This window comes from Micromonospora antibiotica (assembly GCF_017599305.1).
GTDB classification, from domain to species: domain Bacteria; phylum Actinomycetota; class Actinomycetes; order Mycobacteriales; family Micromonosporaceae; genus Micromonospora; species Micromonospora antibiotica.
Window position 1 is genome coordinate 333,407 of the sequence record NZ_JAGFWR010000004.1, and the last position, 14,690, is coordinate 348,096.

A 14,690-nucleotide genomic window follows, 5' to 3' on the forward strand; every position below is an offset into this window, starting at 1 on the left:
TGCTTCCCTGCCCGTTTGTCTTGCCGAGGGACCGACCTTCCTGATGGCCACGCGCCGCACCTACACCTCCGACGTCATCACCAACGCCATACACCAGGTCGAAGCCGCCCGCGCCGCCGGACGACGCGGCCCGATCAGCGCCGTCGCCCGGGAACTCAACCTCGACCGCCGCCTCCTGCAAACCTGGGTCACCAACGCCCGCACCCACGCTGCTTCAGCACCGCTCACCGCACCGAGTACGCACACCGGCGTCGACCCGGTCCTGCTGCCCGACGGGCTGCTGCACTGCCGCTTCTGCCGACACCCCATGACGGCGGTCTTCACCTGGGCCGGTCTCGTCTACGACTGCCCACCACCCTGCCGCCGACCCGTACTCAACGCGACAGCCGTCGCCACCGCCGTCGGCCTGGTGGTCCTGCGCCACGCCGCGCATCTCGTACCCGCGCTCACCCACCCCAAGGCGGCGAGTATCGCCGCCGGCCACGCCCATCGGTTGATCACCCGGATCACCGCCGGCAGCCACTCCAGCGACCTGCGCATCACCTGGCCCACCACCCGCCCACCCCAACCGGTCCCGCCCGGACACCTCGACCTCGCCCGCAAGCTCACCACCACCGATCCGCAGCGTGCCCGCACCGTCCTGCGGAACATCCTCGCCGGCATCGACCCCACCACCACCGCCACCGAGGCTGTTCACGCCGACGCCGCGCACCTGCTCGCCCCCCTCCTGCACGGCCGGGCGGCGATCCGCTGGGCCGACTACGCCCACCGCAGCCTCACCCACCTCCACGGCCCCACCGACCCGCTCACCCTGACCGCAGCGCACACCCTCGCCGCCGCGCACCGCCAGGCAGGCCACCACCAAAGCGCCTACCACCTCCTACGGGAACTCGCCGACCACCTGTCCGTCACCGCAGGACCTGACGCGCACGCCACCCTCGCCGTCCGCGCCACCACCGCCCTCGTCCTACACGACCTCGGCCACCACCACGCCGCCCACACCCTCCTCACCGACACCATCGACCGCCACCACCGCGCCCACCCCGGGCACCCCGCCACCGCCCGCATGACCGCACACCTCGACCGGCTGCGGCACCACCACACCACCCACCCCGACAACATCAGCCCAGGAGCAGCAGTGAACCTTCCCGCCCCGGTGCGGGCATGACCGCCCCGCACACGGCCGCATGCGGCAACGCGGCCGGACACCGACCCGACGCCACCGACCGGCGATCCCTGCCTACGGACGCGTTGCCTCCGCTGCGCGGATATCAACAGGAGGCGGTCGAAGCGATCGTCGAGGGTGCCGCCCGCGACGGCAGGGGACAGGTCATCGCCGCCTGCGGAACCGGAAAGACACTGATCGCCGCACACGCGGCAGTGCGGTGCTGCCCGCAGGGTCTGGTGGTGATCGTGTGCCCGTCGCTGGCGCTGGTCGGTCAGACCCTGCGGGTGTGGCGTCCCCTCGGCGTCCACACGGCGGCGGTGTGCAGCGACGACTCCGTCGCCGACGTCGCCGGCCACACCGACACGATGAACTGCCCGGTGCTGGCCGACACCGACGAGATCACCGCATGGCTACACCACGCCCCGCACAGGCGGATGCGGCTGCTCGCGGTGACCAACAACTCCGCCGACCGCGTCGGCGCCGCCCTCCTGGCCGCCGGTATGACCGCCGACCTACTGATCATCGACGAAGCACACCGCACCGCCGGTCTCGTGGGCAAAACGTTCGCCCGCGTCCACGACGACACCCGCCTCCCCGCGAGGGCACGGGTGAACATGACCGCGACACCCCGCATCATCACCGCCCACCGCAGCAAGGGACAGTCACACGAGGTGCTGTCGATGGACGACCCGAGCGTGTTCGGACCCGTGTGGCACCGATACCCGTTCGGCCAGGCCATCACCGACGGCTGGCTCGACGACTTCCGCATCGTCGTCGTCGGCGTCCAAACCCACGACGCCCTACAGGTCCTCCAGAGCACCGACGACGATCGGGTCACCGCCATCGGTGACGCCCCACTCCGCACCGCCGTCGTACAAACCGCCCTGCTGCGCGCCGCCGCCGAGTTCGGACTACGCCGGGTACTCGCCTTCACCCCCCGCGTGGCCGACAGCAGAGAGTTCGCCTCCACACTCGCACGGACCGCCTCCCGCCTCCCCGCCACACAACAGCCCAAAGGCCGGCTCACCACCGGCCACGTCGACGGCCGACAGAACCTGCGGCAACGACAGATCCACCTCGACCGCCTCGCCGAACCCCCCGACGACGGATGGACCGTCATCTCCTCCGCCCGCGCCCTCACCGAAGGCATCGACGTCCCCGCCGTCGACGCCGTCGTCCTCACCCGACCCATGCGCTCCACCGTCCAGGTCGTCCAAACCGTCGGACGAGCCCTACGCCGCAACCCCCACGGCACCGGCATCGCCACCATCCTCGTTCCCCTGCTGCTGCCCGACGACCCCACCCGGCTACCGCACGCCGACGACGAATGGATGGCCGCCCTACAGGTGCTGTGGGCGATGCGCGCCCACGACGACACCCTCGCCGCCGACCTCGACACCCGCCGCCGCCACGCCCGCACCACCACCGGCAGCCGACAACCACAACTCCCCGAACGGGTCCTCCTACGCATGCCCGACGGGTACCTCACCGACACCCTCCTGCGGGACATCACCATCCGCATCCTCGACCACGCCACCACCGGCAGAGCACCCACCCACCCCACCGAAAGCTGGACCGCGGGCATCGCCGCCGCCCGCGCCTTCCAACACCGCGAAGGCCACCTGGACGTGCCCCGCTACCACCGAGAAGACGACATCGACCTCGGCAGCTTCATCCACAACTGCCGAGGCCGCTACCGGCGCGGCGAGCTGACCCCCGACCAGGTCCTCGCCCTGGAACAGTGCGGCATCACCTGGCGGGTCTTCGACGCCCGCTGGCAACGACACCTCGCCGCGTTCACCGCCTTCCACACCCGCGAGGGACACCTGCGGGTATCCCGCCACCACCGCGAAGGCGACATCAACCTCGGAATCATCGCCCACAACCTGCGCAAGAAACGCAAACACGACCTCGTCCCCCGCGACCGCATCGACGCCCTCGACGCCCTCGGCTTCCCCTGGACGCACTCCACGACCTGGAGGAACAGCCGATGATGCCGCCGGCACCACCGGCCACCACCCAAGACACCGCACCCAGGAGCACCCAATGACCGTGGACCTGCACCTGTCCCTGTTCAACTTCGAAGCCGGCGGACTCCAACCCGACGGCACCTACAACTTCGCACCCCTGGCCCAGGCCTTCCTCGACGGACCCCACCCCGACCTGCTGATGCTCTGCGAAGCGAAATTCTGGAACGCCCGGGGCAGACGACCACTACACACCGCCATGGCACACCTCACCGACGTCACCGGCCGCCCCTACGTCGGCGAACTCCACACCGGCGCACTCGCCACCGCCGTCATCTACGACCCGCGCGTCCTCCGCCTCGACGCCGCCGAAGAACCCGAATTCCCCGACAAACGCAACCTTGCCCGGTTCAGCCTCCGCGCCGACCCCACCTACCGCTTCCACGTCTACGTCGAGCACTGGCCCTACGCCGACGGAGAGCAACGCCTGGCCCGCGCCCGCCTCCTCGCCACCTCCGGCACCAGCCCCACCCCGACCCTGATCGCCGGAGACCTCAACTCCACCAGCTCCGGCCCCCACCTACCCACATGCGACTGGACCACCGTCAACGCCAGCATCCGCGACTACAAAGGCCGCCACCACAATGGGGCCTGGCAGGCCGACACCCGCGCCATCGACCGACTCATCGGCACCTGGGACACCACCACCAGCCGGCGCGTCAACAGCGCCGGCTACCACCACCTCGCCGAACTCGACCCCCACGCACCCACCCCGCTCCCACCCACCGTCAACGGCCCCCACGGCCTACACATCGACTACCTCCTCGCCAACCACGCCCTCCTCAACACCGCCACCGTCGTACCCGGCACCTACCAGGTCCACATCCCACCCGACAACAACCCCACGACCTGGCCCTCCGACCACCGCCGCATCAGCTGCACCCTGCGCATCCACCCCACCCAGGGAACGCCGTGACGAGCGCACCACCAGCCCGCCAGCTCTACGCAGCTACGAGGTGATTGCCTGTTCTGTATCGGGTTTGATGGAGACAGGAAACCCGGCTGTCCGAACACCTTCCAAACATGGTCGAACTGGACTCGGAAGCACTGATCGAAGCAGGAACCTTTGCTACCCGCTATCCCAATAGTCCCCACCGGCAGTGACGCACCGTGAACAGCGTTGTAATGCGAGGTCGGACCCGAGGGGCGGGGGTTCATCCACGCCCTTCCGACGTATGTTCGATGTCGATGTCGATGTCGATGTCGATGTCGATGTCAGTGAGTCGCTCCTGGCAGCGTGCACCGCTGGCTAGGTGGCCTGGGTGGAGGTGCGTGGGAAACACGTAGTGTCGACTTGCTGACCTGTGGGAATCGCACAGGCTGTCCGTCGCGACCCGGGGGTGGTTGAGGACCATGAGTGCGTCTCCGGTAGCATGATCATCTGAATGGAATTGGTAGCAACACGCAGCCAAAACTGTGTTCTGCGTAACGCGAATCCTGCGATCGTTCGCCTCGTTGAGATGTGGAGGTAAATGCATCCCTCGAACAGGAGTTCGCTGTGTCCTCTCCTCACCCCTTCTCGTCCCCGCACCCACCCGTCGTGCAGGACGCCCTCATGAGGTTGCACCTAAAAGGTTTCACTTTCGATGAGGCGTCGAAGTACTGGTACGTCACCTGTCCGTGTAAGAAGCACACCCGCCAAGCTCACTACCGGCCTTTCTGCCCTGAGCGCTATGCGCAGGAGCTGCTCTCGTGGGCTGAGAGGCTCAAGTGCTGGCAGCGCGATGAGAGGATCGAGGCATCACAATGCGGGTCCGCATCACCTGGCACGTCGCCACCCGAGGCAGGGGCGAAGACAAGGTGCCCGCAGAAGTGTTGCGTCAGGAAGCCGCACGCCTCATGGACGTGCTCATCACTCAAGAAGAAAACGGGCAACTCCACAACGTCGCCGTCGAAACCGATGCGGATAAGTCGTCAATCACCGCAGAGGCGATACTGCCGGCGGAGAATGCTAACATCGCCGCTGGTCACTTGAGGTCAGTCGGATCGATGACTCTCGGTCATCCACCACATGGCAGCGCTTCCGCCGAACGGCTTCTTGATTTTAAAGAAACTGGCTGCGTGGTGGAAGTGGACGAATAAGGCGCCCTCCGCCGCTGGGTCGTTCACTTCGCACAACGGTGGGCCAGTATCACGGCAAGCGCAGTTGATCAGGGCTGAGCTGCGTTAAGCGAGCGGCGGGGGTGAGTGTCGATGCGGTCCGCCAGCTTATCGGGGAGCGAGTCTGCAGACGCTGGCGTGGGCATCGGTTTTCAACGCTGCGCGTCTGGAAGCGTCACGATGGGACAGGGGCGACCACACCTGTAACACCTGCAGGGAGACTCCCCAACCAATGTGGTGAACGCTCCGGCAAAGGCTGCTTCATGATCGACGGGCCGCACCACCCAGCCACCATCATCTGGGAGGTAACTCGGCTCCGCCGGGACAACAGCACGCCGCTTCCCCCTCGTTGCCCAGGCGCGGCGTGCCTGTGCCGGTCTGCTGGGCTGCGGGGTCGGCGAACGCGCCGACCCCGCAGCCCCAGCAGACCGCGACAACGACCCGACCGCCGCCTCATTCGTGCACAACCAGGCCATACTCATCGCCTACGGTTGAGATCGATACGAAGACACGCGCATCCGATGCCACCGCCACGCCCACCTGGCCCAACCACGTACTTGCGACCCCGACCGCAGCACCACGATTTCGTCCGGAATGCCGACCGTGTGGGGACGCCTTCATCGGTGATGAGCGACCAGCTCGTACCCGATGAGCATGGTGCAGCAGATCCGGTTGCGATCCCTCCAGGGGTGATGAGCGACTGGATGGACGGATTCACCGCCGCCCGGCAGGCCGGCGGGTTGCGATCCCTCAAGGGTGATGAGCGACCGGCCGGACGGTCTACTACCCGCTCGACCAGGCGGCCAGTTGCGATCCCTCCAGGGGTGATGAGCGACGTACACCCGGCGGACCGCGAGGGGCTACGCGCGGCGGTTGCGATCCCTCCAGGGGTGATGAGCGACCGGGAGGTGCCGGAGGCCGGCGCGGACGAGATCCTCGCGTTGCGATCCCTCCAGGGGTGATAAGCGACTGCTGACCGCGCAGCGGGGTACGGCCGACTATGTCCGTTGCGATCCCTCCAGGGGTGATGAGCGACCCTGACGCTCCGCCCGCCGGGCCATCAGCTCGTCGCCGTTGCGATCCCTCCAGGGGTGATGAGCGACCTGATCGACGTCCGCAGCGTCACCGCGTTGTCGTTGCGATCCCTCCAGGGGTGATGAGCGACCTGACCCTGTGCATCCAGCTCGGCCGGTCCGAGGCGGTGTTGCGATCCCTCCAGGGGTGATGAGCGACCGGCAACCGGTGAGCGGCGGGGACGTGCGGCGGGTGGCGTTGCGATCCCTCCAGGGGTGATGAGCGACCCCGAGGCCGCTACGCGGAACTGATGCTGGCGCAGTGGTTCAGGTTGCGATCCCTCCAGGGGTGATGAGCGACCGGCTCGACCAACACCTGCGCCGCGCCGGCCCGAGGCTAGTTGCGATCCCTCCAGGGGTGATGAGCGACCCGGCCGAAATCGAGATCCTCCGCGCTATGGTGTTGCGATCCCTCCAGGGGTGATGAGCGACCGGGAGCGCCTGACCCGTCAGGCACGGGAGGCGGCGTTGCGATCCCTCCAGGGGTGATGAGCGACCCCGAGGCCCGAGCCAGTCCATCGGCAGCGGGTTCACCGCGTTGCGATCCCTCCAGGGGTGATGAGCGACCGCACCGCCGACGCCGACCGGGACCGTCACGTCATGTTGCGATCCCTCCAGGGGTGATGAGCGACCTCGACCAGTACGCCACCGACAACGGCCACACCGTCATGTTGCGATCCCTCCAGGGGTGATGAGCGACTTGAACCAGTTCTTCTGCTCGACACCCAGCATGGTCTTGTTGCGATCCCTCCAGGGGTGATGAGCGACTTGAGCCCGTGCATGCGCTGCTCGCTGGTGTCGACGAGTTGCGATCCCTCCAGGGGTGATGAGCGACTGGACGGCTCAAGCTGGAGCGCGTCATGACCCCGTTGCGATCCCTCCAGGGGTGATGAGCGACCCGAATCTTAAGTCGCAGGTCAGAGCTGCTTTTCGGGCCTGGATCTGGCAGGGTTTTGCAGCGGTCCGGCGGTTGTGCATTTGTGCTGGTCAGAGTACCGAATCTGGGTGGCCCAGTTCGGTGCCGAGGGTCTCGACCTCGACGAGATGCGGTGAGCCGATGCGGTACATCCGGACGCTGTCGTAGGTCAGGTCGAGTTGCTGTCGGAGGGTGGTGATGAGGCTTCGGTGCTGTGCGGCGGACAGTTCGCCCTCGAAGACGCTGCGTTGCACCCAGTGAAGGTACTGCCGGCAGGTCCGTAGGGCGGCGGGGTTGCGTTCTACAGCGGTGTCGTAGACCAAGACGACGAACATTGGTCACCACCAGGGCCGGAAGGGCTTATAGGTCGTTCCTTCGAGACACAGCCGTACGAGCTTGAGCGCCTCAAGGTGAATCAACTCCTCGTATGAGGCTTTCCGCTTGAGTTGCCGGTGATGGACGGTGGTCGCCAGTTCTTCTCGGACCATGACGGCGACCTTCTTGCGGCCTGCTGGGCTCAGGGAAGCGCTACGGACGTCGCTGACGAAGTCTGTGGTGCTCAGGGTTCGTTGCGCGGCTGCTCGGCGGAGTAGCCGTTCGGCGAGGAGTGGTTTGAAGGGTTCGGCGAGGTCGAGGGCGAGGGTGTTGCGGCGCCGGTCGGTGTCGCTGTGCAGAAAGCCGATCGCCGGGTGCAGTGGCGTGCAGCGGATCGCGGTCAGGACCCGCGCGTACGTGATGGCGTTGAGGTAGCTGATGAAGGCGTTGCCGGCGTTGTTGGGCGGCCGGCGGGTACGTCCGTCGAGCCGCAGCCAGGGCGGTAACAGGGTGTCGAGTACTCCCCAAGCGGTGCGTCGGAAGTTGCCTTCGATCCCCATGAGTTCCTCGGTCGACGTGCAGGCTTCGACCTGCGCGGGAAGGCGTTCGAGTGGCCCGTCGAGCAGGTCTGTGTCCAAGGCCCACGCGATGTTGGCTGCGGTTGCTCTGACCAGGGATTGTGCGACAGCGAGTCGCGTCTGAGGGTCGGCTGTCAGGGTGACCTGGGCGCGGATGACGTGTGCGGAGGACATGTCGTCGGCGGGGGTGACGGCACCGGCGTAGTTGCCGTAGTGGTCGAGCAGGTGCACGGTGACGCCGTGGCGGCTGAGCAGTGACACGGCGGCGGTGTTGATGTCGGCGTTGTCGAAGACCACGAGGTCACGGATGTCGGTGATGGGGATCCGGACGGGTTGCCCGTCGGTGCGTTCGATGCGGATGCTGTTGTCTTCGCGTCGGATTCGGCACGGTTCGGTTAGCCAGTAGCTGCGTCCGCTGGCGCTCACGAGTCTCCCCAACAGTAGTCGCGGTAGGAGCATCCCCGGCACTGTGTACGTGGGAGCCGGGGTGCGGGTGCGTCGGCGGTGATGACCTGACGTGCTCGTGCCTCGGTGTCTTCTGCGATGCGGCGGGCCGACACGTCCCAGGTGACGTTGGTGGTGCGTCGGATCAGCGGGTAGTGGACGATCCCGCCGCGAATGTTCACCCCGCGTCGGGCGAGGAGGAGGCAGTAGTGCAGGACCTGGGCTTCGTGTTGGGGTGAGGGCTGCCGGGAGGACTTCGTTTCGTGGACGACGGCTCCCCGGGTGACCCAGTCGATCTTCGCTGCTCCGAGGTCGACGTCGGCGTGCCGGCGGTAGGTCGTGTCATCCACGGTCTCGCCGAAGGCGACCGCGTCGTTGCGGGCTTCCGGCCGGTAGCCGCAGCTGTACAGCCACAGTTGTCGAGGGCAGTGCAGCAGGTACTTGATGTGGACGCCGCCGATCTCGTCGACGTCGTCGGCCTGGTGGTGGGGGGTCACAGGATGGTGTCCACGGGACGCGGCACGGTGGCGGCCTTTCGGATGGTTGGGCTCAGGTCGAGGCCCGTCTCGCCGCTGTACGGGGCGTCGATGAGGGGGATGCGGTGATTGCGGCCGACGGTGCCGGTCGATCCCAGCGCGCGCCACTGCCGGTAGCGGATCGGGATGAGGAGGCCGGCACCGAGCAGGGCATGGCCGTCGCGTCCGGTGGTCAGCCGCTCGTACTCCGGTTTGTCGTCCTGCAGGAGGACCTCGACGGTGTCGAAGGACTCGCGTAGTCCGTCGAGGAATTCCTCCCGGTCGTTGAAGGGTTCGGTGAAGGTCAGGAAGGTGCTGGCGAACGCGTCGCGGCTGTGGCGGGCTTGTTCGTCCCACTGCCGTCCCCAGTCGGTCTGGTACGCCAGGGTCAACCAGTGCTCGATGCTCTGTTCGGACATCACCGGGTCGGGTGCCGCGGCGAGCGCTGACCATGCCGCGTCCAACGATTCCGGCTGGTAGGGGTGAGGGCTCTCGCCGCGGTGCACCCGATACGGCACGGGCCCCTGCGGGTGGCGGCCGAGCCGATTGACCCGGCCGGCACGTTGGGCGACCGCTTCGATAGGGGCGAGTTCTGTGGCACCGCGGTCGAAGTCCAGCCGCAGGGACACCTCCACTGCCTGGGTGGCCACCACGAGCCCGCCCCGCCGCGCGGGTTGCCCAGGGCGGCGTTCGCCGTGGCGGGCGAGGAGCCGTCGTTCGATAGTGGAGCGGTCGCGGGCCCGGAACCGGGAGTGCAGGAGTAGCGCCGCGGTGTCCCGATCCGCCTCGTGAGCTGCCGCGCGGGCGGTCGGGGCCAGCGCGGTGTAGAGCGCCTGGGCAGTGGCGACGGTGTTGGCCACGAGCAGCACGCTGTACCCCTCGGTGAGCCAGGAGCGAAATACCTCCAGACTGGCTGGGGCGGTCAGCGGTAGCTCGTCGAGCACGAGTCGGTGCCGGTCAGGTGCCGTCCCGGCGGGTGCACGGTGCAGGGCCACCGGGTGTCGGAGTGTTTCTTGGATGAGGGTGACCATCGGCGGTGCGAGGGTCGCGGACACCACGGCGACCCGGGTGCCCAACGTTTCCCAGAGCCGCATGCAGGCGCAGAGCCGGCCGAAGGTCTGCGGGTCATAGGCGTGAAGTTCGTCCAGGACGACCAGGCTGTTGGCCTGCTCCAGCAGGACGCTGGCATAGCGGGGGCCGGCGATCGCGCCGACGAGGAGTTGGTAGGCCGTCGCTACCCGGAACCGTTGGGCGAACAACCGCATCGCCCCGGCGCGGGAGTTGGCCCTGCTGGCGTCGGAAGCGGTCGGTGCGCAGTCCTCCCCGACGGCGTCGGCCAGTACCGACAACGCGGCCGAGCCGTGCAACACGCCAATGTCGGCTGTCGTCTCTTCGGGGGCGGGCTGCAGGTCCTGGCGGAACCGGCTGGCGGCCGCGTCGATCGACGCGCGGTACGGCAGGACCCAGACCACCCGGGGCCGGCCGGGCATGGCCGGCAGCTGACGTGACGCCCAGGCGAGGCCGGCCTCGGTCTTACCCGACCCCGTCGGCGCGATCAGCAGCAGGTGACCGTCGGTCTCGGCGGCCTGACGCTGGTGCGGGTAGGGCGGGTAGGCGAGGCCCGAAAGGTAATTCCCCGGTAGCGGCAGGTGGGTCTGCAGGGCGACGTGGGCGGACGCCGAGTGGTCGGCCAACGTCACCGCCCCCTGCAGAAGGACACCGATCAGGCCGCGGATGGCGTCGACGGGCTCCTCCCAGGCGGCGCGCAGTCCGGCGAACTGGTCCCTCGCCCGCTGCCATAGCCTGCGGCCCCCATCGGCGGGCACCGGAACACCGAGCTGGTCGGCGTACCAGGCGAGGACCGCACGATGCCGTCGCAGCGGTACTTGGCCGGCCGGTTGGCCCGGCGGCGGATCCGGGTCGTGGCCGAACTTCCGTTCCCAGGCGGCGGACGCCGGATACAGGTCGAGGAGCGCGCCGCTGCCGTCGGCCGAGCGTAGCCAGCGGTGGTGCAGACCAACCCCGGCGGCGACCAGGGCACGGTCGTCCGGCGGCAGTCCACCGACAAGCAGGTCGACGTAGGCCAGTGAGAGCACCTCGTGGCGTTCACCCCAGCGGTGTCCTGGCAGCTTGACCTGCCGTTGGAACCCTTCGGCGACCTTTCCCGCGTCGTGTAGCAGTGCGGCGAGCGCGACCAGGGCCCAGAAGGAGGGCCAGTCCGCCAAGACGCCGGCGGGTCCGATGCGGTCGGCGACCGTTCGGGCCGCAGCCCAGGTGGCGGAGCTGTGCTCGGTGAGTCGTTCCGCGTGCCCCGACCGGCCCGTGCGGTCGACGGATTTGGCCCAAACCTCGTCGAGGACCTGGCCGAGGGTCGGGAGTGTGCTGCTCATCGTCGCTCCGCCTGCGGGGCGGGCCGCAACCACACCGCCTGGTCTCCGTCGTGCAGTGCGTGGCGCACCGGCATCCGGGCGGCGGGTTCGGCGCACCACAGGTAGTCGCCGTAGCGGCTGGTCATCCGGTCGGCGTGGATCGTCTCGGCGAGTCGGACGGTGACCGCCGTAGCCGCGTCATGTCCGCCCGGTGGTGCCAGTGCGTGCCCGACGACGGCTTCGTCGGTCGATCGCAGCAGCACGGCAGAGACTGATCGGACGAACACCAGATCCTGGGAGCGGCCCAGCCGTAGCGCCCAGACCGGGCGGCGCAGGGCAGCTGCGATGCGGTGACCGTCGGGTTCGGGGATCCACAGCGTCACCGTCAGATGGGCCAGGAACGGCCGATCCTTGACCGTCGTGCCGTTCTTGATCGCACGAACCCGGCCGCCGGCCGCCGGGTTCACACCGCCTGCAGCAATCGGGTGGTAGGTCTCCGTGTCGACGCCGGCACCGGCGGCGTGAGCGCTGTACCCGAGGACCACCGGCTCCTCCGCCCTGCCTGTCGCGGCGGCGAGCATGCCCCGCAGCGCAGACGGCGCAGGCACCGGCAGGCACCGGGTCAGACCGGGGAACATCGGATCGCGGAACGACGCCACCGGCGCGAAGAGCTCCACGCGGGTGGCCTCGATCCCCAGCGCCCCTTCCGGCAGCGCCGTCATCGTGTCGGTCGTCATCGCGCCGGATCGTCGAACCACGAGTCGTGAGTGCCGTCTCGCAACTCGGCAGCCACAGTCCGCAACATCGTGCGGGGATGGTCGATGAGGATGTCGCCGGCTTCGATTTCCGCCGCGACGTCGGACTCGAACTGCTTGCGAGTGATCTCCCTGAAGCCGGGCCGCCAACCCACCCGCACCGGCGGTTGCCACTGCGCATCCCACGCCTGGAGCTCGGCGCGCAGCACATCACCCCTGACCTGAAGCCCGGAGCCGTCATCGGCGCCGCTGATCGTGAAGTCCAGCGGATTGACTCCACCGTCCATGGCCAGCAGCATCAGCAGCGTCGGCGTCCGGTCCCCGTAGTGCAGTCCCTTCTTCGCCCCGCCCACAATCTCGGCAAGCGACTCCAGCAGCAGGGCGGCCCGCTCGCGACGGACCACCAGGGGCAGCCGCACTGCCGGCTGGCCCCGGAACGTGACCGGTTCCGCGCCGACGGAGACCGCGTCGGCCACCTGCATGGCTGCTTCCTGGGTCAGGTAGTTCGCTTTGCCCGCGCCGCTCGCAGTCGGCAGGGTGAACGTGCCGATACGGGGAACATCGAGCAGGAACGGCGCGGCGAGATCGGCGGTGTAGAACTCGTGCGTGTGTAACACCGGGTCGTCGATGCCGCGTGCCATCACCCCGTAGTCCTCCGTCGGCCGGGCCGGCTCCACGGCCAACAAAGTGCCGACCATGAAAGGGCTGTCCCGCAGGGTGGTGTCCGTGCCCTCAGCCTTGGCGGTCGCCTTCAAGTAGCCGAACAGGTCGTCGTCGGCATACCGGATCGGGTCGGCTGCCGTAGTCGCCTTCTGCGCCTTGCCCTGCTTCCTGCCCACCCGATCGGTGGGGGAGGGCAGCGCACCCCGCTCGGTCATCGTGTCGCGCAACCAGCGCCGCAACGCCTGAGCCGAGACGTACGGGTAGGTCTGCTGCCGGATCACGGTCTTCTTGACCCGCGCGGTCGTCGCCTCACCACGACCGTTGTTGGGGGCACCCGCGGTCACCGCGAGCACGATCTTGCCTGCCAGATAGGCCATCAGGCGTACACCTCATCCTCGTGGGGGTCGAACTGGATCTCATCGCCGATCTCGCCGTCGTCGTCTTCGCCACTGGGCTTACGTCCGATCGGCGCGTCGGCCTTCACCAGATCGGCAACAACCTCAAAGAACAGCTGGGCCCGCCACCGCCAGCCGTCCGGGCCGGCCGACAACAGCGTGGGGGCGACACCGCTGATATCGGGCGCCTGATCACCGTCGCGCAGCAGCCGGGCACTGGCCTCCATCAGCAACTCGTGCAGGGCATAGCCGCTTCTGGCCGCCCTCATGTATTCGTTGAAACGGCCCCGGGGGTTGCGCTCGGCCAGGATCCAGGCTGCGACCAGTTGGCGGGCCGGTGCGAGGCGTGCGACATCCATCCCGTACATCTCCTCCTGATAGATGCGGGCCAACCGCCGCCAACCGTCGGCGGTGACCGGCGAGGCCGGCGGGTCGGCGAACGCCGATAGCAGCGCGTGCAGTAGCCGGTCCACCGCACCGTGCTCGTCGACGAAGAGGGTTCTGGCAATCGCCGCGTACCCGCCGGGGTCCCTGTCCGGGCGGGCCAGCGCGCGACGTAACCGACGCCACCCAAGGCGGGTCGCCGGGTCGGCCTCGATCCGGACGAGTAGCCGTCCGATGGCCTGCCGTGTCCCGCTCACCTTCAGCCACGGATCCTGGTTGTCGTTCTTGAACGACCACAGCACGGCGTCGACCGGCGCGTCGACCGCATGAGCGCGTAACGCGGCCAGGGTCACCGCCTCAGCGCTCGCACCACCGGGTAGACCAGTGAAACCCAACTGTTGGATGCGCACAGCGCGGGTGACGTTCCGGGCGACGAAGCGCCGCTCCACCGCAGGATTCGCACACCGGACGACGGTCGCGGAGCCGGCCGTGACCCACGCGCCATACGGCAGCGCCCACATCGCAATCCGGCAACCCCGGCACACCGGCCAGCCCGCGGTGCGTGGCGGCAACGTGTTCACGGACTGGGCGGTGTCGAACAGCGGCAGGTGGGACTTGGCCCACAACACCGCCGTTGACGCCGAACAGAATGTGCAGGGTAGGGCCTGCGCGGTGGGATGGTCGGGGACGAACAGCTCTGCTACCAGTGAGCGAAGCCTGACGGGGTCTCGCGTCCGCGAGGCGTGAGTCGCCTTGGCGTTCGGGTAGAGCGCGAACAGAACCTTCCACCAGTCCGGGTTCGCGACGTTCTTGGCCAGGCCCGAGACCGCGACAACGTCGTCAACCAACCGTTGGGCAACGGCGTCAAGATCGTCCGAGTCGACAGCGTCGGGTGCGGCTCGACCGGCGAGCAGCGCAGCGGCCCACGCACCGCACCGCTGCAATGGATGCCCGGTCAAGGCCAGCACCGGCCGCGTAGCGGCACAGC

Annotated in this window: 11 protein-coding genes and 1 CRISPR repeat array; of the genes, 4 read left to right on the plus strand and 7 right to left on the minus strand. The window is 68.3% G+C overall.

Annotated features, from left to right (window positions below; genetic code table 11):
• Window positions 1–43 precede the first annotated feature (43 nt).
• The 4 genes from JQN83_RS11570 (at window position 44) to JQN83_RS11585 (ending at window position 5,277) form a co-directional block, all read left to right on the plus strand.
• Entirely contained in the window at window positions 44–1,168 is a 1,125-nt protein-coding gene (locus tag JQN83_RS11570; RefSeq protein ID WP_208567090.1) for a transposase, read from the plus strand.
• Window positions 1,165–3,162, plus strand: a complete 1,998-nt coding sequence (locus JQN83_RS11575) for a DEAD/DEAH box helicase (RefSeq protein ID WP_208567091.1) — start codon at window positions 1,165–1,167, stop codon at window positions 3,160–3,162. The genes JQN83_RS11570 and JQN83_RS11575 overlap by 4 nt, the downstream gene beginning before the upstream one ends.
• A 52-nt stretch (window positions 3,163–3,214) precedes the next feature.
• Window positions 3,215–4,111: an endonuclease/exonuclease/phosphatase family protein gene (locus tag JQN83_RS11580; protein ID WP_208567092.1), complete on the plus strand. Its 897-nt coding sequence runs from the start codon at window positions 3,215–3,217 to the stop codon at window positions 4,109–4,111.
• Between the two features lie 830 nt (window positions 4,112–4,941).
• On the plus strand, window positions 4,942–5,277 hold the full coding sequence (locus JQN83_RS11585) for a hypothetical protein (protein WP_208567093.1): 336 nt from the start codon (window positions 4,942–4,944) through the stop codon (window positions 5,275–5,277).
• 824 nt (window positions 5,278–6,101) lie between these two features.
• Window positions 6,102–7,266: direct repeats of the CRISPR family, unit length 30 nt; unit sequence GTTGCGATCCCTCCAGGGGTGATGAGCGAC.
• An 89-nt stretch (window positions 7,267–7,355) separates the two neighbouring features.
• Here the strand turns inward: JQN83_RS11585 and cas2 are convergent.
• The 7 genes from cas2 to JQN83_RS11620 are packed head-to-tail and all read right to left on the minus strand — an operon-like array spanning window position 7,356 to window position 14,670.
• The gene (cas2, locus tag JQN83_RS11590) at window positions 7,356–7,619 is read right to left on the minus strand and encodes a CRISPR-associated endonuclease Cas2 (RefSeq protein ID WP_208567094.1); all 264 of its coding nucleotides are present in this window, start codon (window positions 7,617–7,619) and stop codon (window positions 7,356–7,358) included.
• Window positions 7,620–7,622: 3 nt separating this feature from the next.
• Window positions 7,623–8,603 (minus strand): type I-B CRISPR-associated endonuclease Cas1b, encoded by a 981-nt coding sequence (gene cas1b / locus JQN83_RS11595; RefSeq protein ID WP_208567095.1) that lies wholly within the window; start codon window positions 8,601–8,603, stop codon window positions 7,623–7,625.
• Window positions 8,600–9,118: a CRISPR-associated protein Cas4 gene (locus JQN83_RS11600; protein WP_208567096.1), complete on the minus strand. Its 519-nt coding sequence runs from the start codon at window positions 9,116–9,118 to the stop codon at window positions 8,600–8,602. The genes cas1b and JQN83_RS11600 overlap by 4 nt, the downstream gene beginning before the upstream one ends.
• Window positions 9,115–11,526, minus strand: a complete 2,412-nt coding sequence (cas3, locus tag JQN83_RS11605; protein WP_208567097.1) for a CRISPR-associated helicase Cas3' — start codon at window positions 11,524–11,526, stop codon at window positions 9,115–9,117. The genes JQN83_RS11600 and cas3 overlap by 4 nt, the downstream gene beginning before the upstream one ends.
• A complete protein-coding gene (gene cas5, locus JQN83_RS11610) occupies window positions 11,523–12,242 on the minus strand; it encodes a CRISPR-associated protein Cas5 (protein WP_208567098.1) in 720 nt (239 codons plus the stop codon). The genes cas3 and cas5 overlap by 4 nt, the downstream gene beginning before the upstream one ends.
• Window positions 12,239–13,300 (minus strand): type I-B CRISPR-associated protein Cas7/Cst2/DevR, encoded by a 1,062-nt coding sequence (gene cas7i / locus JQN83_RS11615; protein ID WP_208567099.1) that lies wholly within the window; start codon window positions 13,298–13,300, stop codon window positions 12,239–12,241. The genes cas5 and cas7i overlap by 4 nt, the downstream gene beginning before the upstream one ends.
• Window positions 13,300–14,670, minus strand: coding sequence for a hypothetical protein (locus JQN83_RS11620; RefSeq protein WP_208567100.1), 1,371 nt, complete (start codon window positions 14,668–14,670; stop codon window positions 13,300–13,302). Before JQN83_RS11620 ends, cas7i begins: the two co-directional genes overlap by 1 nt.
• Window positions 14,671–14,690: the final 20 nt, after the last annotated feature.

Excerpts from the sequence above, each read along its gene's own strand:
- JQN83_RS11570 (WP_208567090.1), top strand. The coding sequence starts at position 44 with ATGGCCACGCGCCGCACCTACACCTCCGACGTCATCACCAACGCCATA.
- JQN83_RS11575 (WP_208567091.1), top strand. The coding sequence starts at position 1,165 with ATGACCGCCCCGCACACGGCCGCATGCGGCAACGCGGCCGGACACCGA.
- JQN83_RS11580 (WP_208567092.1), top strand. The coding sequence starts at position 3,215 with ATGACCGTGGACCTGCACCTGTCCCTGTTCAACTTCGAAGCCGGCGGA.
- JQN83_RS11585 (WP_208567093.1), top strand. The coding sequence starts at position 4,942 with ATGCGGGTCCGCATCACCTGGCACGTCGCCACCCGAGGCAGGGGCGAA.
- cas2 (WP_208567094.1), bottom strand. The coding sequence starts at position 7,619 with ATGTTCGTCGTCTTGGTCTACGACACCGCTGTAGAACGCAACCCCGCC.
- cas3 (WP_208567097.1), bottom strand. The coding sequence starts at position 11,526 with ATGAGCAGCACACTCCCGACCCTCGGCCAGGTCCTCGACGAGGTTTGG.
- cas5 (WP_208567098.1), bottom strand. The coding sequence starts at position 12,242 with ATGACGACCGACACGATGACGGCGCTGCCGGAAGGGGCGCTGGGGATC.
- cas7i (WP_208567099.1), bottom strand. The coding sequence starts at position 13,300 with ATGGCCTATCTGGCAGGCAAGATCGTGCTCGCGGTGACCGCGGGTGCC.